This window comes from Leclercia sp. LSNIH1, assembly GCF_002902985.1.
Taxonomy (GTDB): Bacteria; Pseudomonadota; Gammaproteobacteria; order Enterobacterales; family Enterobacteriaceae; genus Enterobacter.
On record NZ_CP026167.1, the window covers coordinates 2,886,570 to 2,905,435 of the forward strand.

The following is an 18,866-nucleotide window of genomic DNA, read 5'->3' on the forward strand; positions in this document are numbered from 1 at the left end:
TCGTCTAGGGCTTTACGGTATCTTGCTCGCTCGACTTCATCCAGATTTGGATCTGACAACACAGATCTGCCTTTGATGGCTAAATCCGTATCTATTTCTGTCCGGGTAGCATAAGCCTTAGATACATTTCCGTTTGGATATGCAGCACCTTTAGTCGATGGCCCACCAAGACCTCGGGCGAAAGCTAATGAAAGAACAGCCACAGCCAATAATACTGCTATCAACGGATAAAAAAACGTAGGTGAGACCTGTTCCAAAAACAATCGCAGCCTTACGAATGGAATAATCGAACATAGAATAAGAGCGGCACTTGCGAGAGACCATGACTTCAGTCTATTCCCTTCACGTCTGAGTATAGAGGCAAGACAAATCACACCTGCGATTACTAAAATGGTGAACGTGATAATCAACGTCAAGTCAACGTGGTTAGAAATCCAATACACGGAATTTCCCACTGAGTAAATAATTGAAAGGAGGACTAATGGGACCAATTGTATAATATTCTTTCTGACGACAAAGTACAGCACTAATACAGGGATAGCGTTGATGATGCTGCCTATTAATATAGGCATGAAAGGTATAGGCATATTGAACCTCGAGAAAGTTATTTGAAAATATATTATGAAGTGACTCAGGGTGCGAATGACTAAATCTAGCATACCATTAACATTCTCAACTGCTACCACTGAAGCACAACCACTGTCAGCCTAGACAAACCGGTATTATTGCGCAGGTCTGTGGTATTTATCTTAGTAAGAACTGAATCAGTTCAACAAAGATATACGACGTCGCTGCGATTTGTATTGCCCGGAATCCTTCAGCTGAAAAGCGCTATTCATGGCATTCTCTGGAACCACCTTCTTCAAGGCAGGTTTAGAGTGTATTTGTTTCTTTGTCCTGAATTCATCCATTCCCCTCAGGACGAGATTAAGAATTATGATGGGTTTCTGAAGTATGGGATTATCCACAAAGAGTGACTACGATCCGCTCGCTGATAAAGGTAGAATAGATGAATAACTTTTACGTAACTACTACTAAATGTAGTGGTAACGTTCATTTTTGTCCTATTCGGACTTTGAAATGATTCTGTAAATATCCCTGCAAAACGAACCATCAACTTTTAGGGAGTCTCTGACACTTCCGCTTCTGGCACATAACAGACCAATAATTGTAAGTGGGCAAGGCACATTTAGCCTCGATAAGCGGTTATCAAAACTCTATACTAATATCGTAAAAACAAAGGGTTATAAAGCAGGCCAATGAAGCCATAAAAAAAGATATTACGATATCATTGTATTTTAAATCAATGGGTTGCAAGGTTTGTGTGGAACTACTGCTGCGTCACATGGAATGGTTCGAAGCCGCAGACCTGATCGTTAAAGGTATGGAAGGCGCGATCAACAACAAGACCGTGACCTATGACTTCGAACGTCTGATGGAAGGCGCTAAGCTGCTGAAATGTTCAGAGTTTGGTGACGCGATCATCGAAAACATGTAATCCGGATTTCGGGTTGTATGTGAACGGGAGCCTGATGGCTCCCGTTTTTTATTAGCATTCTTGCGCTGCTGCGGATGCCCTACCTTCTTACTCCCTCTTTGTCTCTTTTATTGATGCCATGAATGGCTAATATCGCAACGTCCGGACAGACGTGCTGATGCACATCCGTCGTCGCGGCTATGTTTGATATTTTAATAACAAACACAGGCTTACCCGAACATCGCAAAAAAGGAGATATGCATGAAGCGTCCAAACTGGTTTCAGATTTCTGCTGAGGGTGGAAAGGCTATGGGAGCACTTCATCATTACGCTACTACCGGGACAGATTTGCCTGCCGATCTGATTCATCTGGTTTTTTTACGTGTTTCACAGATTAACGGTTGTGCGCACTGCATTGATATACATACGCGCGACCTTATCAAAAGCGGCATGTCCGTCGAAAAATTGGTCCTGGTGCCGGTGTGGCGAGAAGCGACCTACCTTTTCTCGGATGTGGAGCAAGCTGCGCTTGCATGGGCAGAAGAAGTGACCCTTATCAGTGAAACACACGCTTCTGATGAAGCCTATTCCGCAGCGCTTGCTCTATTTGGTGAAAAAAATCTGGTTGAACTGACCATTGTGATTGCCACCATGAATGCCATCAATCGGATGGGCATCAGTTTCCGCATGAAGCCGCTCGCTAAAGCATGAAATCATACCCGTTGGTTTAGTTTCACTTTGTGCGTACAGCAGATCTTAAGCCAGACCGCAGAGGGCTCAAATAAATGAGCCCTGAATTGAGCTTGAGGCCGATAAATCCCGGTTATTTTAATTTGAAACCGCGCTGCATGACCGTTTCGCGTAAATTGATTCGCCCGCCGAGATAATCCATGCTGGTCGCGGAATCAACGACGGAGCCGGTCCAGGTTTTGTCGCGCATATTCTGGCGACGACGAAATGCCTGATATGCATTTTCATAGCCTTCAAGATAGGTGCGATAGCGATCCTGTTGGTAGCGATTGTAATGGAGCACCATTGGCTGAGCCGGTCGCGGGCGAATGCTGCTGGTTCTGGCTCTGTCGGGCCACCCGGTTGCCATGCCAAACGTGACAAAGCTGTACTCAGGCAGGTTGATGATTTCCGCCACCTCTTTGGCAATATTACGCATCACCCCGAGATAGACTATTCCTAAGCCTATGGATTCCGCTGCAACGGCAGCGTTCTGGGCGGCAAGGGCGGCATCAATCGATGCCATCAGGAAAGAGTCGAGGTAGTCGAGCACAACAGGCTCTTTACCGGCATCTTTTGTTATTCCTGCCCCTCGCGACAGATCTGCCACCCAGAGGAGCAGGGCGGGTGCTTCCTCAATCCACGGGATACGATCCACGGGCACTGAACGTGCTACGGTATCTGAAATACGCTGTTTAAGCGCCGGGTCCGTAACGGCTACCAGGCTCCACTGATTCAGGGCAGAGGAGTTTGAGGCTGATTGCGCTGCAGCGACCATGGTCTCTATTGCCCCATCCGGGAGAGGTTCAGGCAAAAATGTCCTGACAGATTTATGGCCCAGCAGGGCTTCGACCTGCGGCGTCCAGATAATGTTGTCTGGTTTGGGTTGCTCAACACCGTATCGGGCTTCCAGCAACGCCTGTTGTTTTGCAGTAACGTCAGTCATGGTTTTACTCTCCTTCGGCAAATTTCATGACCGCAGGATAGCGGGAGTTGCCACACGGATAAGCCCCCCATTTACGACTTCAGTTTCCATATGTGTGCACAATCAGATGGCATACTTTAAAATAGAGTCATGGATCATCTGTTAGCTATACGTATATTCCAGCGCATCGTAGAGACGCGCTCTTTCACAAAGGCCGCAGCACACCTGGATTTGCCGCGCTCCACTGTCAGTAAGAATCTCAAATTATTAGAGGAACATATAGGCACAAAGCTGATACAGCGCACGACACGTACTGTCACCTTAACGACCGAGGGGGCCGAGTATTACAGAAGGATCAGTAAGCTCGTCACTAAACTCGATGAAACCGAAGGCGCCATTCGGGATATGGGCGCCGCCGCGAAAGGAAGGCTGCGCATCGATCTTCACTCCTCGCTGGCGAATTTTGTCCTGATGCCGGTACTCGAAGAGTTTCGTGAACGCTATCCCCATATACAGCTGGCGCTTGGGGTGGGCGATCGCCCGGTTAATCTTATAGAGGAAGGTGTAGACTGCGTCATTCGCGCAGGTGAGCTGACGGATTCTTCTCTGATTGCGCGAACGCTGTATAAAGATCTCTTAATTACCTGTGCAAGCCCCGGCTACCTGAAACAGTATGGCGTGCCCAAAAAACTGACTGACCTTGAAAATGGACATAAAATCGTCGGCTATTTCAGTGCTGCAACCGGTGAGGCCTGGCCTCTGCGTTTCATGAGCAGGGGAGGCGAAAAACAGTTGGCAGCATTTGATATCGCCGCGAATGATAGTGCCGCGCTGATAAGTATGCTTGTCCACGGCATGGGCATAGGGCAAACACATGCTTCCGTAAGCCGTCGCTTTATAGCATCGGGTGAACTTGTTCCTGTTCTTGAAGAGGTTACGCACAGACAATTTCCTGTCTCTATTATTTTCCCGCCAACAAAGCCGTTAAATGGCCGATTGAGAATATTCATCGACTGGATGATTGAGAGATTTTCTGGAAATAGTACCTGGTAGGAAGCCGATGGGTGCCCGTTTTTTATGGTTACGCAGGAGGAATAATGCTTGATGAGACAGCGCTTCGCCGCATTGCCGCAGGTGAACTCTTGGCGGCAACACCAGCAGAGCTTGCCGCCGAACTTCTGACTATCCGTCAGGAGAACGCCCGCCTGAAGCAGCTTCTCGCAACCGAAGTGAAGCTCCCTTATGTCAGCGCCAGCCCGGTGTGTGATATCGAGGCCGGATACGCGGCAGGCGTCACCGACTGTAAAGAGGCGATACGTCGGGCAGGATTTTTAATCGAAGGGGATGATTAAAAGATGAAACCCGACGGATGCCGGGCCTGCTCACGTTAAAACCAGTTAAATTTGTCCGAGAGTATAAGCAACAAGGAACTGGCACAAACAAGGTTAATACAAATCACGAATCTGCTGGAAACATTCATGTTATCAATACCATTATGGCTGTACTGGGATTGTGCTAATAAGCGTAATCGCAAATCCCAGAACGTCAAATCGCAGGATAACAGGCAAAAAAAAGCCCACGAAACGTGGGCAAGTAATACTGGAAGCAATGTGAGCAATGTCGTACTGAATACCTGAGTGATTTGCTCAACTATTCAGTATTGAGAAAGATAATGTTTCTCATTAACGATTACAACCCCATCTTTTGTGTGGGACGCCGTTTGTGGACTTAATCTTAAAATATTCACGTGATGGCTATCACAAACTTGCATTTCTGAATCCTGTGCTAAGCTTTCTGTGTACTTGATTTGACGACAAAAACCATACAGAGAGGAAAGCAGTTATGGGAATCATATCCTGGATTATCTTTGGGCTTATTGCAGGTATTCTGGCGAAGTGGATCATGCCGGGCAAAGATGGCGGTGGGTTCATCGTTACGGTCATTCTGGGCATCATCGGTGCCGTAGTGGGTGGCTGGATCAGTACCCTGTTCGGATTCGGCAGAGTCGATGGCTTTAACTTCGGCAGCTTTATGGTTGCAGTAATTGGTGCGCTGGTGGTGCTGTTTATTTACCGTAAGGTAAGAAGCTAACCCGACACACTTCAGAAAAAAGACCGCCAATAGGCGGTCTTTTTCCGCGATTCGCCACCAGCCTAACTGGCTTCCGGCCACGGCCACAATGGCGACAATCAGCATAATAATCGTCGTTTTTCTCATTTATCCCCCAGGCGCAGCGTAGCCGCCGATAAAAAACCACGTTAAAAACACCACCGCCGTGATAAAAATCACGATCGGGAACAGAATACCAAGCCGCATGCTATCACCTGTCCTGAAATACAAAACCCGTCGAGTGTACGGGGTTAATCGATATTGAGAAAGGGCGTTTTCCGTTTCCCTTTTTTATCGCTGTACATGGCGGCGTCGGCTACCCGCAGTGCGCTATCTGCATCCAGTCTGGCAGGATCCACCTCAATCACCCCCAGGCTGGCGCCCGGGTAGACCAGATGCACATCCCCCAGCCAGTACTCCCCGGCGATCTGTGCGCTCAGCTGTCTCTTCAGCACCGTCAGCGACGTCTGCTCGCCGCTTTCGCTATCATGACTCAGGCAGGCCACCAGGAACTCGTCGCCACCCAGCCTGCCGACGATATCATCCTCGTCGCGTCCTTCATTCAACCGTTTACCCACTTCCACCAGGAACCGATCGCCAGCCTCATGGCCAAAGCGATCGTTAATAAGTTTGAAATTATCCAGATCGATATAGGCGATAATGGCATTGCGGTTCAGATGACGCGCCAGCGAGAAGAGGGTGGTGAGATTTTCAAAAATCGCGCGACGGTTAGGCAGCCCGGTCAGGGCATCGGTATAGGACCAGGTAATCAGGGCGGCGTTAGCTTCACGCAACTGCCGGACAAGCGACTCTTTCTCAATGTACTGGGCGATGAGCCCGGCGAAGAGCTTTAAGACCTGCTCGCCGCGTTCGCTCAACGGTTGTTTATGGGTGCTGGTGGCGCAGAGGGTGCCATAGAGCGAACCATCCGTCAGATGAACCGGTATGCTCACGTAGGTGGTGATACCCAGCGCTTTTGCCGCGTCGCAGTCTGCAAAGCGTTCGGGGACGTTATCGCTATAGAAGCAGTCGGAATCGATCGCCCGTTTGCACAGCGTGTCGCCCCAGGGAACGCTGAGCCCTTCCGGGATTTGCATCTGTTTGCTGTTTCTGGCGTAGAGAATATGCTGCAGACGGGCGTTGATATCAATTTTGGTAAGGTAGGTGGACTCCATGTCCGTCACTATCTCAAGCATTTCGAGCAGCTGACGCACCAGGCCCTCAAGTGATTGCTCAGTGCTGAGCGTTTCTGAAACACGGGCAAGAATAATATCCGACATGACGCTGCTCAACTCCCCTTACAGATGATCTCTGTACCTGTCTGATTTGCTCAAAGATTGACGGCGGATAGTAAAACATGAATTAACAACATTTCATATATTCAGGCGAGGAAGGGCACATTCTGGCAGGAAAAAGCCCCGGCGCAGGGCCGGGGAAAATAACAGCTTGATTACGGAATGATGTTCTCTGGTCTTTGCGAGAACGATGGCACTATAGCGAGGAAAGATGTCGGCAGAATGAAGAAATCATGGAGAAAGATTAACCGCCTCCCCTGGTGACAGGGCAGACCGGCTGGGATAAACTTTGCTAAGATAATTCTTAAACTCTCTGTATCCAGCACGAGGAAGTATGTTCCAGTTAAATCCGGGCAGCCTGGCGATGGTTATCGGCGCCCGCACGCCAGCAGGTCGTCGCAATATTGGTAAATCTGTGGAGCTGTTTAGCCTCTGTCAGCCGGGGCAGCGTTTTTTAAACCCGGTCAACGGCGTGGTGACCGAGCTGCCGCGAGGGGCAGAACGTCCCCTGTGGCTGGTGACCGGTGATGTCTGGTCGGTGGATAACCAGCACGGTTTTGCCTTTGTTCGCCCGGAACACCTGATGCCGCTCACTCCTGAAGAGGCGCCTGAAACTCTCGACGCGCTGATGCTGGACTGAATTACAGCTTACGCAGCCAGTCGGCTAACACCAGCGCGTGATTTTGCTCCCGGTCTTTCGCGCCGTAGAGCAGCGTCACGGGCTGGTTGTCTGCCAGACGGGCAATGCGCCGCCCCTCATCTTCCTGCAAGGCCAGCTCCTGACGATAATGTTTGCTGAAGCTGGCGAAATCGATGGTCTCACTGTGAAAGTCCTTGCGCAGTGCATTGGAAGGCGCCAGCGTTTTACACCACTCATCGCACGCTAACGCCTCCTTTTTCATGCCCCGCGGCCAGAGTCGATCCACCAGGATACGGTAGCCATCGTCCTGGCTTGCCTCGTCATACAGTCGTTTGCACTGAATCATTCTCTTGCTCCTTAATCCGGGTGACGCGGTGCTGGCGGTCACGATCGTAACGCTATCACAGGTTGGCTTTCCGCTTTTGCCCACTTATTTTAAGGTGTTGTGATATCAACGAAAGATCGGTAGTCTGACGCGCCTTATGTTATCTGATATTTATCTGGCATAAGGATCACTGTATGGAACTCTCTGCCCTAAAAGATACCCTCCGAATTGCGCTGGTCGGCGACTACAATCATGACGTGCCGGCTCACCAGGCGATTCCTCTCGCCATTGATGATGCCGCCGCGGTGCTGGATATTACCGCCGACTACGACTGGCTGGCCACCACCGAATTAACCAGCCCGGAAGACCTGGTCGGCTACGACGCGATCTGGCTGGTTCCTGCAAGTCCCTATAAAAATGCTGACGCTGCGTTCATTGCGGCGCGGTATGCCCGGGAGAACAGCGTGCCGTTTCTGGGCACCTGCGGCGGATTCCAGCATGCGCTCATTGAATATGCGCGTAACGTTCTTGGCTGGCAGGATGCCGCCCACGCAGAAACCGATACCGCAGGGCGAATGGTCATTGCCCCCCTGACCTGCTCGCTGGTGGAGGTCGCCGATACCATTGAACTACGCGCTAACACCCTGATCGCTAAAGCCTATGGTCAGGAGGAGATCGAGGAAGAATATCGCTGCAATTATGGCGTTTCGCCTGAATTTGCGCAGGAGCTGGAGAAGGGCGATATGCGCGTCACCGGCTGGGACGCGCAGGGGGAGATCCGTGCCGTAGAGTTGGTCACCCATCCATTCTTTGTGGCGACGCTGTTCCAGCACGAGCGCGCTGCCCTTGCAGGGCGTCCTGCGCCGCTGGTGCAGGCGCTGCTTCGCGCGGCACAGAGTTACTGAATAAAGGGCTTAGCCGGGTGTGATCTCCCGGTCACGCCCGGCAAGGATCCCGCACACGGCCATGATGACTGACACCAGCGCACAGGCCAGCAGCGGGATCCGCCAGTCGCCGTTGGTATCATGGATTTTACCCATCAGCGGCGGGCCACAGGCGGCAAGCAGATAGCCGACCGATTGCGCCATCCCGGAAAGGGCTGCCGCCTGATGGGCCGAACTGGCGCGCAGGCCAATAAACGTCAGGCCGAGGATCATCGTCGCACCGGAGCCAAAGCCAAAAATCAGCGTCCACATCACCGCCATCGCTGGCATAAACCACAGCCCGGCAGCACTTACCGCACACATCATCGCCGCCAGTCCGGCGATACCGCGCTGATCTTTCAGGCGAAGCAGGATCAGCGGCACGACAATTCCCGGTGCCGCGGTCGCCAGCTGTAACAGCCCGTGCAGGGAACCCGCCTCGGTTTCGCTGTATCCGTGACTCTGCAGGATCGCCGGAAGCCAGCCAATAATCACATAGTAAATCAGCGAGTTAATCCCCAGAAACAGCGTCACCTGCCAGGCCAGTGCGGAACGCCAGATACCCCGGCTGTGCAGGGCGCGGGCGCCGCTCAGGGAGCCGGCAGGGCGCTGACGCCATTGCGGGAGCCACAGCAGCAGGGCCAGCAGAGGAAATACCATCAGCATTAACAGCGCGCCGTGCCAGCCCGCGCCGCTCAGGGCAACCGGCACCACCAGCGCCGAGCCCAGCGCGGCGGCAGCTCCCATGGTCAGGGAGTACGCCCCGGTAAGTTTCGCCACCTGGCCGGGGAAATCGCGTTTGATCAGCCCCGGGAGCAGGACGTTGCCCAGCGCAATACCGCAGCCAATGATGGCGGTGCCGCCAAACAGCAATGCCGAAGAGGGAAGTGAACGCAGGGCAATCCCGGCGATGATCAGCAGCAGGGCGATAAACAGGCTGCGCTCCATCCCGATGCGCCGGGCGAGGCCGGCCGCCAGCGGCGAAATCAGCGCAAAGGCCAGCAGGGGAAGGGTGGTAAGCAGTCCGGTCTGGGCGGTGGTCAGGGCATAATCTGTACGAATAGCATCCAGCAGCGGCGCTGCACCGGTAAAGGTCACCCGCAGTGAGGTGGCAATCATCAGGATCCCGGCAATCAACAGCGCTCGCTGTTTGCCGGTAGCAGAAAGGGCAAGGGTCATGGGAATCTCTTACGTCGAAATGAGGCTACAGGATACGCATTTTCACCGTGGTTGAAATCAAGCTAAAATGACAGATTATCGCTAATATCGGACAAAATGATGCCTGGACTCGGCCTTGCGGGATACGATCCCGACAGCCAGCACGATCCTGCGGTGGCGTTTCATGTGCGCGTGGTGGAAGACGAGCAGCGCATTCCGTTCCACCAGCACCGCAAAGGTCAGCTGATCCTCGCCCTGCACGGAGCCATTACCTGCGAGGTGGAAAATGCCATGTGGATGGTGCCCCCGCAGTTCGCCGTCTGGATCCCCGGCCTGCTGCCGCACAGCAATAAGGCCACGCCCAGCGCCCGCCTCTGCTTTTTGTTTATTGAACCCGGCGCGGTATCGATGCCGGACCGCTGCTGCACCCTGAAAATTTCACCTCTGGTGCGGGAGTTGATCCTGACCCTGGCGGAGCGCAGCCCCGCTGAGCAGGAGCCTGCCACCCGGCGGCTGGTGCAGGTGCTGTTTGATGAGCTGCCCCGACAGCCCCAGGAGCAGCTGCAGCTCCCTGTATCCACGCACCCCAAAATCCGCCTGATGAGTGACACCATGGCCGAATCGCCTGCCGCCTGGCAGACGCTGCACCAGTGGGCGCGCCATTTTGCGATGAGTGAGCGCAATCTCGCCCGGCTGGTGGTCAGCGAAACCGGGCTCAGCTTTCGCCGCTGGCGGCATCAGCTCCAGCTGATTGTCGCCCTGCAAGGGCTCATTAGCGGGCAGTCGGTGCAGCAGGTGGCGCAAAACCTGGGTTATGACTCCACCACGGCATTTATCACGATGTTCAAAAAAGGGCTGGGCCAGACCCCGGCCCGGTATGTCGCCAGCCTCGCTACGACTTCCCGATAAACAACGACACCAGCCCGGCGGCGATCAACGGGCCGACCGGGACGCCGCGGAAGAGCGCCACGCCTAACACCGTACCCACCAGCAGGCCCGCGACCAGCGTGGGCTGGGAGCTCATCAGCGTAACGCCGCGACCACCAAGCCAGGAGACAAATACCCCCACGGCAATGGCGATCAACGATTTCCAGTTCATAAAGGCATGGATAAGCGTGGAAGCCGGTAAAGTGCCGCTGGCGATGGGGGCCATCACCCCGATGGTCAGGATGATGATCCCCACCGTCAGCCCCTGTTTTTCAATCCACGGGAAAAAACCGCTAAGCGGCGTCACGCGAACGATGATCAGAACCAGAATTGATATTGCGACCGTGGTGTTATGGCTGATAAAGCCCAGCGCGGCCAGGCCCAGAAGAATGAGCAGGGTAGGGTCAAACATAGGGTATTCCTTGCCAAAATAGAAAAGTAAGCCTGCTTACTTTACGTGCTCGCGTGCCGGTAAAAAGGATTTTGTGCAAAAAAGAGTGTGATTTGGGCGATTGCCTGAAGTGGAGAGACGGTGCGGGTTAACGCCACGGACAGGCGGTTCAGCCGGGAAAAAATGGCGTTATTTTGAATATTCGCTGCTGGCGTTGAGTATCAGCAAAACCAACAACATGACAATTTTCAACTTTTTTCTACCGCTCTTATTCTCCTCACGCAACGTTGTTCCGGTTTACCCCCTTCGGCAAACTTTATGTAGTTTATGTGCCTGCTCGTTAAGCGCTTTCGTTATCGAAAGGATTCGGTTTCGCAGCGGTACACCACGCCACTCTTCAATCAGGCACAGCAATGAAAAAATTTACGTTTCCCCCCCATCCTCTGGCTCTGGCACTGCTCACCGCCTTTTCCGGCGCAGCGCTTGCCGCGGGGACTATCAGCACAGCACCGGTGAACGATCAGGATGTGATCACCGTGACGGCACCGGTTCTTTCTCCACTTGAAGTGGTCACGTCGCCCAAAACCCCGCGCCAGCCGGTGCCGGCCAGCGACGGCTCGGATTACCTCAAAACCATCCCCGGCTTTAGCCAGATCCGTAATGGCGGCAGCAATGGCGATCCGGTATTTCGCGGCATGTTTGGCTCACGTCTGCGCCTGCTGACCAACGACAGCGAAATGCTCGGCGCCTGTCCGGCGCGAATGGATGCGCCAAGCTCGTACATCTCGCCGGAAAGCTACGATCTGCTGACGGTCACCAAAGGGCCGGAAACCGTACTCTGGGGGCCGGGGAACTCCGCCGGGACGGTACGCTTCGAACGTGAACCGCCCCGTTTTGACAGCGCCGGCATCAAGGGCGACGCCAGCTTTCTCGCCGCTTCGAATGACCGCTTCGATGAAAATGCCGATGTCAGCTTCGGTAACGACACGGGCTATGTACGCCTCAACGGCAATAAATCGAAAGCGGGCGACTACAAAGACGGTAACGGCGATCGCGTGGCCTCGAAATGGGACAAGTGGAACACCGATCTGGCCATCGGCTGGACACCGGATGCGGATACGTTACTGGAACTCACCGCCGGTCCAAGCTATGCCGGGCGCGGCATGGACGGATCCCAGTTCAAGCGCGAAAGCCTGGGCCTGCGCTTTAAGAAAGAGAATATCGGCGACATTTTCGATTCCCTGGAGATGAGTGCCTATTACAACTACGCCAACCACATCATGGACAACTACTCCATGCGCTCCCCCGGCACCCCGGACTCCGGCTCCATGAACGGCATGCCGATGGGATCGATGGATATGTCGATGCCGATGGAAAAACAGGTCGATCGTCGCACCGTCGGCGGCAGGATGTTGGGGACCTGGCTATGGTCAGATTTCCAGCTGCAAAGCGGGCTGGATATGCAGACCAACACCCATCGCAGCAACGAAGATGATGAGGACAAAGGCTGGCAGGAAGATGCACGTTTTCACGATTATGGCGCGTTCGGCGAGCTGACGTGGAATGCGACCGATCTGAGTAAAGTGATTGGCGGCGCGCGTCTGGATAAGGTCGAAGTGGATAACTATACCGGCATCGGCAGCGACAGCCGCGAGGATACCCTTCCGGCGGGCTTCCTGCGCGTGGAGCATAATCTGGGCGCGGCACCGGCGATGGTCTACGCCGGGCTCGGTTATACCGAACGATTCCCCGATTACTGGGAGCTTTTTTCGCCCACCTATGGCCCGGACGGCACCTCGGATGTCTTTGATAATCTCAAACCAGAGCAAACCACCCAGCTTGACGTCGGCGCCCAGTATAAAGGCGAGCGTACCACCGGGTGGATCTCCGCCTATGTCGGGCGCATCAACGACTTTATTCTGTTTAGCTACGATCCGGACGATTCCCACGTCAGCCAGGCCGACAACGTGGATGCCACCATTATGGGTGGGGAGATGGGCGCCTCCTGGCAGCTGAGCGATCAGTGGAAAACCGACGCTACCCTTAACTACTCCTGGGGGGAGAACACGGACGACCACCAGCCGCTGCCGCAAATGCCGCCGCTGGAGGCTCGTCTTGGCCTCACGTGGGAGCAGGGCGACTGGAGTTCAACCGGCCTGCTGCGCATGGTGAGCCCGCAGCATCGGGTGGCGATGAACGAAGGTAACGTGGTCGGCAAAGATTTCGATCAGAGCGCTGGCTTTGCCATTCTCTCCGCCAACGCGGCATGGAAGGTGAATAACTACCTGAAGCTGAGCAGTGGGGTCGATAACCTGCTGGACAAAAACTACAGCGAACATCTTAACCTGGCGGGGAACAGCAGCTTTGGCTACTCCTCCGACACGCCGGTCAATGAACCGGGTCGGACCGTGTGGGCAAAAATGAACGTTACGTTCTGACAGAAAGCTAACGTAAAACCGCCGGTCAATGACCGGCGGTGGCGTTAACTGTTGCTGGTGGCAGATTGCTTATGGAAAAGCTCTCTGAATACCGGATAGATATCGTCCTGGTCGCGAATGTGCTGCATCGCGAAGTTCTCAAACGTGCTTTGCAGATGTTCATACTCACGCCACAGCGTCTGGTGAGCGCGGCGGGTGATCTCAATATAGCTGTAGTAACGCACAACCGGCAGCAGTTTTTTCGCCAGAATTTCATGGCACAGCGGCGAATCGTCTGCCCAGTTATCACCGTCCGACGCCTGAGCAGCATAGATGTTCCACTGCGCCGGGTCGTAACGCTCTTTCACCACCTCATCCATCAGCTTCAGGGCACTGGAAACGATAGTCCCCCCCGTCTCCTGTGAGTAGAAGAACTCATGCTCATCCACCTCCTTGGCCTGGGTGTGATGGCGAATATAGACCACTTCCACGTTCTTATAGGTTCGGCTCAGGAAGAGATAGAGCAGAATATAAAAGCGCTTGGCCATATCTTTGGTAGCCTGATCCATCGAGCCGGAAACGTCCATCAGGCAGAACATCACCGCCTGGCTTGAAGGCTCAGGACGCTTTTCATAGTTCTTGTAACGCAGGTCAAAGGTGTCGATAAACGGCACGCGCTCGATTTTGGCGCGCAGTTCGGCGATCTCTTTGCGTAAACGCTCCTCTTCCAGCAGCTGCGCTGGCTCGCTTTTCGCCACAATATCCAGGCTTGCTTCCAGCTCGCGCAGTTCACGCCGTTTGCCCGCGGTCATGGCGGTACGGCGCGCCAGTGAGTTCTGCAGCGAACGCACCACGCTGATATTTGCCGGCACGCCGTTGGCGGTAAAACCGGCCCGGTGGGTTTTGTATTCGTTCAACTGACGATGCTGGTTCTTCTTCAGATTCGGCAGGGCCAAATCCTCAAACAGCAGATCCAGGTACTCATCCTTGGAGATCTGAAACACAAATTCGTCCTGACCTTCACCGTCCTGGCTGGCCTGGCCCTGACCACTGCCGCCTCCACCGCCGCCCCCCTGTGGACGTTCAATACGGTCATTCTGGACAAAATGGTCATTACCGGGATGAACGCGATGGCGCAAACCACCGCGCCCCTGATGGAACATCGGTTCGCTAATATCATCCGTCGGGATAGAGACGGACTCCCCACTGTCTACGTCGGTCACCGAACGCTTGTTAATGGCCTCGGAGATCGACTGTTTGATTTGCGCTTTATAACGACGCAAGAAGCGCTGGCGATTCACCGTGCTCTTGTTTTTGCCGTTAAGACGCCGGTCAATAAACCAGGTCATATGCCCCCCGTACTGCATTTGACAACTTTCAGTGCCCGTAAGTGCCGGACAGCGCTGACGCTTATCCGGCCTACGGAACATTGTTGTAGGCCCGGCAAACCACACGCCGCCGGGCTTTTTGGGCTGTTAAGATGACTTACGCACGCGCAGGTACCATTCGCAGAGCAGGCGAACCTGTTTGCGGGTGTAACCTTTCTCCATCATGCGGTCGACAAAATCGTCGTGCTTTTTCTGCTCGTCGGTTGAGGTTTTGGCATTGAACGAAATGACCGGCAACAGCTCCTCGGTATTGGAGAACATTTTCTTCTCAATAACGGTGCGCAGTTTTTCGTAGCTGGTCCAGTTTGGATTCCGTCCGCTGAAGTTCGCTCTGGCGCGCAGCACGAAGTTGACGATCTCGTTACGGAAGTCTTTCGGGTTACTGATCCCGGCAGGCTTCTCGATTTTTTCCAGTTCCGCATTCAGTGACTCGCGGTCAAACAGCTGGCCGGTATCCGGGTCGCGGTACTCCTGATCCTGGATCCAGAAATCGGCATAGGTGACGTAGCGGTCAAAAATGTTCTGTCCATACTCGGAGTAAGATTCCAGATAGGCGGTCTGGATCTCTTTGCCAATAAACTCGGCGTATTTCGGGATCAGATAGCCTTTCAGGAACTCCAGGTAACGTTCAGCCTGTTCCTGCGGGAACTGTTCACGTTCAATCTGCTGCTCCAGCACGTAGAAGAGGTGTACCGGGTTAGCGGCCACTTCGGTGTGGTCAAAGTTGAACACACGGGAGAGGATTTTGAACGCGAAACGCGTGGAGAGACCGTTCATCCCTTCATCGACACCGGCGTAGTCACGATACTCCTGATAGGATTTCGCTTTCGGGTCGGTATCTTTCAGGCTTTCACCGTCGTAAACACGCATTTTCGAGTAAATGCTGGAGTTTTCTGGCTCTTTCAGGCGCGACAGGATTGAGAAGCGCGACAGCGTCTCCAGGGTTCCCGGGGCGCAAGGGGCATGAACCAGCTCACTGTGGTTAAGCAGTTTTTCGTAAATCTTGATCTCTTCGGAGATCCGCAGGCAGTAAGGCACTTTGACAATGTAAACACGGTCAAGGAACGCCTCGTTGTTTTTATTGTTTCTGAACTGAACCCATTCAGATTCGTTGGAGTGCGCCAGGATAATGCCGTTAAACGGCAGGGCGGAAATACCTTCCGTCCCGTTGTAGTTACCTTCCTGGGTTGCCGTCAACAGTGGATGCAGCACCTTAATCGGCGCTTTAAACATCTCGACGAACTCCATAATCCCCTGGTTGGCGCGGCACAGCGCACCGGAATAGCCGTATGCGTCAGGATCGTTTTGCGCGTGGTTTTCCAGTTTACGGATATCCACTTTACCGACCAGAGCAGAGATATCCTGGTTGTTCTCATCACCCGGTTCAGTTTTGGCAATCGCAATCTGCTCCAGAATGGATGGCCATACTTTTACCACACGGAATTTAGTGATATCACCGCCAAATTCGTGCAGGCGTTTCGCTGCCCACGGCGACATGATCGTCCCGAGATAGCGGCGAGGGATGCCGTACTCTTTATCCAGTATCTGCGCATCTTCCTGCGGGTTAAACAGGCACAGCGGATGGTCGTTCACCGGGCTGCGTTCACCGTTGGCGCTCAGGACGTAGATCGGTACGCGCTGCATCAACGATTTCAGCCTCTCGGCCAGCGAGGATTTACCGCCGCCAACGGGACCCAACAGATACAAAATCTGCTTCTTCTCTTCCAGACCCTGAGCAGCATGTTTCAGATAAGAGACAATCTGCTCGATGGCATCTTCCATGCCGTAAAATTCTTCAAACGCAGGATATCGGGCGACGACCCGATTCGAAAACAGACGGGAAAGCCGTGGCTCCTGGGCGGTATCAACCATATTTGGCTCACCGATAGCCATCAATAGTCGTTCCGCCGCATTGGCATAAGCACTGCGATCTTGCCGGCAGATGGTAAGAAACTCCTGCAGTGTGAACTCTTCGTCCTTGGCAGCTTCATAACGCTGGCGATAGTGATCGAATATATTCATGGCATGCCGTCCTTTCGTTTTTTAGCACAGGAAAAGAGCCGTTCATATGAATAGTAGAGGCTCCCGGAAGCGGGATCCGTTGCACCTCACTGCCAGAGCAGCAACCCGTGTGCCAGGTCGGGCGGCTGAAACTGCGGGGTGATCAGGTATTCAGCTTCTTAAAATTAAGCGTAGATGGCATTTGCAAAACTTGCATGTATGCCAAAACTAATTTCAATGACATATCAATAACTCATCCAAAAAAATAGCCAAATCTTAAACGTCAAACACACTTATTTCACTGAACGGTAATGCGCGTGACAGCGTTTCGTCATCTGCCGCAAACAAAATATTCTGTTAATCAAATTGATTAGCAGACAAAAAATTTTGAGCAATGGGGGAGATGACGGTTACACTTCACTCGCTGATTATTTGACTACAGGAAAGAATGGATTGTGACCAAACTCAAACTTCTGGCACTGGGGATTATCGTTGCCACCTCAGTAAGTACAGCATACGCGGAGAATCAGTGGTCAATTGGTGCTGGTGTCGGCGTAATCAATAGCCCTTATAAACAGTACGATCGTGATTTCTACCCGGTTCCGGTTATCACCTATGAAGGTGATAACTTCTGGTTCCGTGGGCTGGGCGGTGGCTACTATCTGTGGAACGACCAGACCGACAAACTCTCCATCATGGCTTATTACGACCCGACGCACTTCAAGCCGGGCGACAGTGACAACCGTCAGCTGCGCCAGCTGGACAAGCGTAAAAGCACCATGATGGCGGGGATTTCCTGGGTACATAACACGCAGTACGGTTTCCTGCGTACCGCGCTGGCAGGCGACACGCTCGACAACAGTAACGGTTATATCTGGGATCTGGCGTGGTTGTATCGCTATAACAACGGTGGTCTGACCCTGACACCGGGTATCGGTATGGAGTACAACAGCGACAACTACAACGACTACTATTATGGCGTTTCCCGTAACGAAGCACGACGCAGCGGCCTGCGCAGCTACGATGCAGACGACAGCTGGCAACCGTACCTGGAGCTGACGGCCAGCTATAAATTCGCCACGGACTGGAACGTCTACGGTACCGGCCGCTATACCCGTCTCAGCGATGAGGTGAAAGACAGCCCGATGGTTGATAAATCGTGGACCGGTCTGATGTCGGTGGGTGTGACCTACAGTTTCTGATTGTGCATTTGTACTGCGCAATTTGTGCATCATAACGGGGCCCTCGGGCCCCGTTTGTTTTAGGGTGGTGCAGACAAACAGGAGCGTATTATGAGCGAAAAAACCGTCAACTTTGGCGACAACAGGGTGCTTCCGGCCATCGGTCAGGGCACCTGGTATATGGGTGAAAAGGCAAGCCAGCGCCGCCAGGAGAGCGATGCCTTACGGGCAGGCATTGAGCGGGGGCTGACCCTGATCGATACCGCCGAGATGTATGCCGAGGGCGGTGCGGAAGAGGTGGTTGGCGAGGCAATCAAAGGCCAGCGCGATAAGGTCTTTCTGGTCTCCAAAGTCTACCCGTGGAATGCCGGTGGCAAAAAAGGGATTGCCGCCTGCGAAGCCAGCCTGCGCCGTCTGGGCACCGATCATATTGACCTCTATCTGCTGCACTGGCGGGGAAATTATTCTCTGGCAGAGACTGTCGAACTGATGGAGACGCTGCAACAGCAGGGCAAAATTGGCCGCTGGGGCGTCTCGAACCTTGATTATGCGGATATGCAGGAGCTGGGACAGGTGCCGGGCGGGCAGGCCTGTGCCACCGATCAGGTGCTCTACCATCTGGCCTCACGCGGGATCGAATATGATCTGTTGCCCTGGTGCCAGCAGCAGTCGATGCCGGTGATGGCCTATTGCCCGCTGGCGCAGGCCGGGCGACTGCGCGCCGGGCTGATGAGTCACCCGGTGGTCAATGCGATTGCCAGAGATTACAACGCCACGGCGGCCCAGGTGCTGCTGGCGTGGGTGATCGGTCACCCCGGGGTGATGGCGATCCCGAAGGCGTCATCAATCATGCATGTGGAAGAGAACGCGGGCGCGCTGGGCATTACCCTCTCAGCAGAGGCGTTACAGAAGCTGGATGCCGCCTTCCCGGCGCCGAAAAACAAAACGGCATTAGACGTGGTGTGAAGTGTGCGTCATGC

19 protein-coding genes and 1 pseudogene are annotated in these 18,866 nt (G+C 53.7%); 11 read left to right on the forward strand and 9 right to left on the reverse strand.

Annotated features, from left to right (window positions below; all coding sequences use genetic code 11):
- Window positions 1-1,327: 1,327 nt before the first annotated feature.
- Window positions 1,328-1,498 (forward strand): annotated as a pseudogene (locus tag C2U54_RS14350) (isocitrate/isopropylmalate family dehydrogenase); the annotation flags it as partial.
- Between the two features lie 240 nt (window positions 1,499-1,738).
- Window positions 1,739-2,188, forward strand: a complete 450-nt coding sequence (locus C2U54_RS14355) for a carboxymuconolactone decarboxylase family protein (protein ID WP_103179238.1) — start codon at window positions 1,739-1,741, stop codon at window positions 2,186-2,188.
- A gap of 112 nt (window positions 2,189-2,300) precedes the next feature.
- Here C2U54_RS14355 and C2U54_RS14360 read toward each other — a convergent pair whose 3' ends face one another.
- Window positions 2,301-3,152, reverse strand: a complete 852-nt coding sequence (locus C2U54_RS14360) for a nitroreductase family protein (RefSeq protein WP_103179239.1) — start codon at window positions 3,150-3,152, stop codon at window positions 2,301-2,303.
- 129 nt (window positions 3,153-3,281) lie between these two features.
- Between C2U54_RS14360 and C2U54_RS14365 the strand changes: the two genes are divergently transcribed.
- Together C2U54_RS14365 and C2U54_RS14370 are read left to right on the forward strand one after the other, a co-directional pair.
- Window positions 3,282-4,184 (forward strand): LysR family transcriptional regulator, encoded by a 903-nt coding sequence (locus C2U54_RS14365; protein WP_103179240.1) that lies wholly within the window; start codon window positions 3,282-3,284, stop codon window positions 4,182-4,184.
- A 44-nt stretch (window positions 4,185-4,228) separates the two neighbouring features.
- A complete protein-coding gene (locus C2U54_RS14370; protein WP_103179241.1) occupies window positions 4,229-4,483 on the forward strand; it encodes a hypothetical protein in 255 nt (84 codons plus the stop codon).
- 35 nt (window positions 4,484-4,518) lie between these two features.
- On the opposite strand, the gene yncL is transcribed toward C2U54_RS14370, so the two are convergent.
- Window positions 4,519-4,611 (reverse strand): stress response membrane protein YncL, encoded by a 93-nt coding sequence (gene yncL, locus C2U54_RS28105; RefSeq protein ID WP_071886459.1) that lies wholly within the window; start codon window positions 4,609-4,611, stop codon window positions 4,519-4,521.
- A gap of 362 nt (window positions 4,612-4,973) precedes the next feature.
- On the opposite strand from yncL, the gene C2U54_RS14375 reads away from it, so the two are divergent.
- The gene (locus C2U54_RS14375) at window positions 4,974-5,222 is read left to right on the forward strand and encodes a GlsB/YeaQ/YmgE family stress response membrane protein (protein ID WP_032617669.1); all 249 of its coding nucleotides are present in this window, start codon (window positions 4,974-4,976) and stop codon (window positions 5,220-5,222) included.
- Between the two features lie 126 nt (window positions 5,223-5,348).
- On the opposite strand, the gene C2U54_RS14380 is transcribed toward C2U54_RS14375, so the two are convergent.
- Window positions 5,349-5,447 carry a YoaK family small membrane protein gene (locus C2U54_RS14380; RefSeq protein WP_103179242.1) on the reverse strand — a complete coding sequence of 33 codons (99 nt, stop codon included), beginning with the start codon at window positions 5,445-5,447 and terminating at the stop codon, window positions 5,349-5,351.
- 44 nt (window positions 5,448-5,491) lie between these two features.
- The gene (locus tag C2U54_RS14385; RefSeq protein ID WP_103179243.1) at window positions 5,492-6,520 is read right to left on the reverse strand and encodes a sensor domain-containing diguanylate cyclase; all 1,029 of its coding nucleotides are present in this window, start codon (window positions 6,518-6,520) and stop codon (window positions 5,492-5,494) included.
- A gap of 349 nt (window positions 6,521-6,869) precedes the next feature.
- On the opposite strand from C2U54_RS14385, the gene C2U54_RS14390 reads away from it, so the two are divergent.
- Window positions 6,870-7,175 (forward strand): hypothetical protein, encoded by a 306-nt coding sequence (locus C2U54_RS14390; protein ID WP_103179244.1) that lies wholly within the window; start codon window positions 6,870-6,872, stop codon window positions 7,173-7,175.
- 1 nt (window position 7,176) lies between these two features.
- Here C2U54_RS14390 and C2U54_RS14395 read toward each other — a convergent pair whose 3' ends face one another.
- Window positions 7,177-7,521, reverse strand: a complete 345-nt coding sequence (locus tag C2U54_RS14395; RefSeq protein WP_103179245.1) for a DUF488 domain-containing protein — start codon at window positions 7,519-7,521, stop codon at window positions 7,177-7,179.
- A gap of 173 nt (window positions 7,522-7,694) precedes the next feature.
- On the opposite strand from C2U54_RS14395, the gene C2U54_RS14400 reads away from it, so the two are divergent.
- A complete protein-coding gene (locus C2U54_RS14400) occupies window positions 7,695-8,405 on the forward strand; it encodes a CTP synthase C-terminal region-related (seleno)protein (RefSeq protein ID WP_103179246.1) in 711 nt (236 codons plus the stop codon).
- Between the two features lie 9 nt (window positions 8,406-8,414).
- Here C2U54_RS14400 and C2U54_RS14405 read toward each other — a convergent pair whose 3' ends face one another.
- Window positions 8,415-9,602 (reverse strand): CynX/NimT family MFS transporter, encoded by a 1,188-nt coding sequence (locus C2U54_RS14405; protein ID WP_103179247.1) that lies wholly within the window; start codon window positions 9,600-9,602, stop codon window positions 8,415-8,417.
- 96 nt (window positions 9,603-9,698) lie between these two features.
- Here C2U54_RS14405 and C2U54_RS14410 point away from each other — a divergent pair, with 96 nt between their 5' ends.
- Window positions 9,699-10,490, forward strand: a complete 792-nt coding sequence (locus C2U54_RS14410; protein ID WP_103179248.1) for an AraC family transcriptional regulator — start codon at window positions 9,699-9,701, stop codon at window positions 10,488-10,490.
- On the opposite strand, the gene C2U54_RS14415 is transcribed toward C2U54_RS14410, so the two are convergent.
- The gene (locus C2U54_RS14415; protein ID WP_103179249.1) at window positions 10,474-10,920 is read right to left on the reverse strand and encodes a DUF441 domain-containing protein; all 447 of its coding nucleotides are present in this window, start codon (window positions 10,918-10,920) and stop codon (window positions 10,474-10,476) included. The two genes, C2U54_RS14410 and C2U54_RS14415, sit on opposite strands and share 17 nt — an antisense overlap.
- Before the next feature lie 392 nt (window positions 10,921-11,312).
- Between C2U54_RS14415 and C2U54_RS14420 the strand changes: the two genes are divergently transcribed.
- The gene (locus tag C2U54_RS14420; RefSeq protein WP_103179250.1) at window positions 11,313-13,337 is read left to right on the forward strand and encodes a TonB-dependent copper receptor; all 2,025 of its coding nucleotides are present in this window, start codon (window positions 11,313-11,315) and stop codon (window positions 13,335-13,337) included.
- 44 nt (window positions 13,338-13,381) lie between these two features.
- On the opposite strand, the gene C2U54_RS14425 is transcribed toward C2U54_RS14420, so the two are convergent.
- The gene (locus tag C2U54_RS14425; RefSeq protein ID WP_103181073.1) at window positions 13,382-14,665 is read right to left on the reverse strand and encodes a YeaH/YhbH family protein; all 1,284 of its coding nucleotides are present in this window, start codon (window positions 14,663-14,665) and stop codon (window positions 13,382-13,384) included.
- Window positions 14,666-14,791: 126 nt separating this feature from the next.
- A complete protein-coding gene (gene yeaG / locus C2U54_RS14430; RefSeq protein WP_103179251.1) occupies window positions 14,792-16,726 on the reverse strand; it encodes a protein kinase YeaG in 1,935 nt (644 codons plus the stop codon).
- 434 nt (window positions 16,727-17,160) lie between these two features.
- On the opposite strand from yeaG, the gene C2U54_RS14435 reads away from it, so the two are divergent.
- Together C2U54_RS14435 and C2U54_RS14440 are read left to right on the forward strand one after the other, a co-directional pair.
- Window positions 17,161-17,907: a MipA/OmpV family protein gene (locus C2U54_RS14435; RefSeq protein WP_103179252.1), complete on the forward strand. Its 747-nt coding sequence runs from the start codon at window positions 17,161-17,163 to the stop codon at window positions 17,905-17,907.
- Window positions 17,908-17,997: 90 nt separating this feature from the next.
- Window positions 17,998-18,852, forward strand: coding sequence for an aldo/keto reductase (locus C2U54_RS14440; protein WP_103179253.1), 855 nt, complete (start codon window positions 17,998-18,000; stop codon window positions 18,850-18,852).
- Window positions 18,853-18,866: the final 14 nt, after the last annotated feature.

Bases quoted from the DNA above. Each gene is read 5' to 3' on its own strand.
- C2U54_RS14355 (WP_103179238.1), top strand. From the start codon at position 1,739: ATGAAGCGTCCAAACTGGTTTCAGATTTCTGCTGAGGGTGGAAAGGCT.
- C2U54_RS14415 (WP_103179249.1), bottom strand. From the start codon at position 10,920: ATGTTTGACCCTACCCTGCTCATTCTTCTGGGCCTGGCCGCGCTGGGC.
- C2U54_RS14360 (WP_103179239.1), bottom strand. From the start codon at position 3,152: ATGACTGACGTTACTGCAAAACAACAGGCGTTGCTGGAAGCCCGATAC.
- C2U54_RS14390 (WP_103179244.1), top strand. From the start codon at position 6,870: ATGTTCCAGTTAAATCCGGGCAGCCTGGCGATGGTTATCGGCGCCCGC.
- C2U54_RS14375 (WP_032617669.1), top strand. From the start codon at position 4,974: ATGGGAATCATATCCTGGATTATCTTTGGGCTTATTGCAGGTATTCTG.
- C2U54_RS14425 (WP_103181073.1), bottom strand. From the start codon at position 14,665: ATGACCTGGTTTATTGACCGGCGTCTTAACGGCAAAAACAAGAGCACG.
- C2U54_RS14410 (WP_103179248.1), top strand. From the start codon at position 9,699: ATGATGCCTGGACTCGGCCTTGCGGGATACGATCCCGACAGCCAGCAC.
- yeaG (WP_103179251.1), bottom strand. From the start codon at position 16,726: ATGAATATATTCGATCACTATCGCCAGCGTTATGAAGCTGCCAAGGAC.
- C2U54_RS14395 (WP_103179245.1), bottom strand. From the start codon at position 7,521: ATGATTCAGTGCAAACGACTGTATGACGAGGCAAGCCAGGACGATGGC.
- C2U54_RS14370 (WP_103179241.1), top strand. From the start codon at position 4,229: ATGCTTGATGAGACAGCGCTTCGCCGCATTGCCGCAGGTGAACTCTTG.
- C2U54_RS14420 (WP_103179250.1), top strand. From the start codon at position 11,313: ATGAAAAAATTTACGTTTCCCCCCCATCCTCTGGCTCTGGCACTGCTC.
- C2U54_RS14400 (WP_103179246.1), top strand. From the start codon at position 7,695: ATGGAACTCTCTGCCCTAAAAGATACCCTCCGAATTGCGCTGGTCGGC.
- C2U54_RS14380 (WP_103179242.1), bottom strand. From the start codon at position 5,447: ATGCGGCTTGGTATTCTGTTCCCGATCGTGATTTTTATCACGGCGGTG.
- C2U54_RS14365 (WP_103179240.1), top strand. From the start codon at position 3,282: ATGGATCATCTGTTAGCTATACGTATATTCCAGCGCATCGTAGAGACG.
- C2U54_RS14440 (WP_103179253.1), top strand. From the start codon at position 17,998: ATGAGCGAAAAAACCGTCAACTTTGGCGACAACAGGGTGCTTCCGGCC.
- yncL (WP_071886459.1), bottom strand. From the start codon at position 4,611: ATGAATGTTTCCAGCAGATTCGTGATTTGTATTAACCTTGTTTGTGCC.
- C2U54_RS14385 (WP_103179243.1), bottom strand. From the start codon at position 6,520: ATGTCGGATATTATTCTTGCCCGTGTTTCAGAAACGCTCAGCACTGAG.
- C2U54_RS14405 (WP_103179247.1), bottom strand. From the start codon at position 9,602: ATGACCCTTGCCCTTTCTGCTACCGGCAAACAGCGAGCGCTGTTGATT.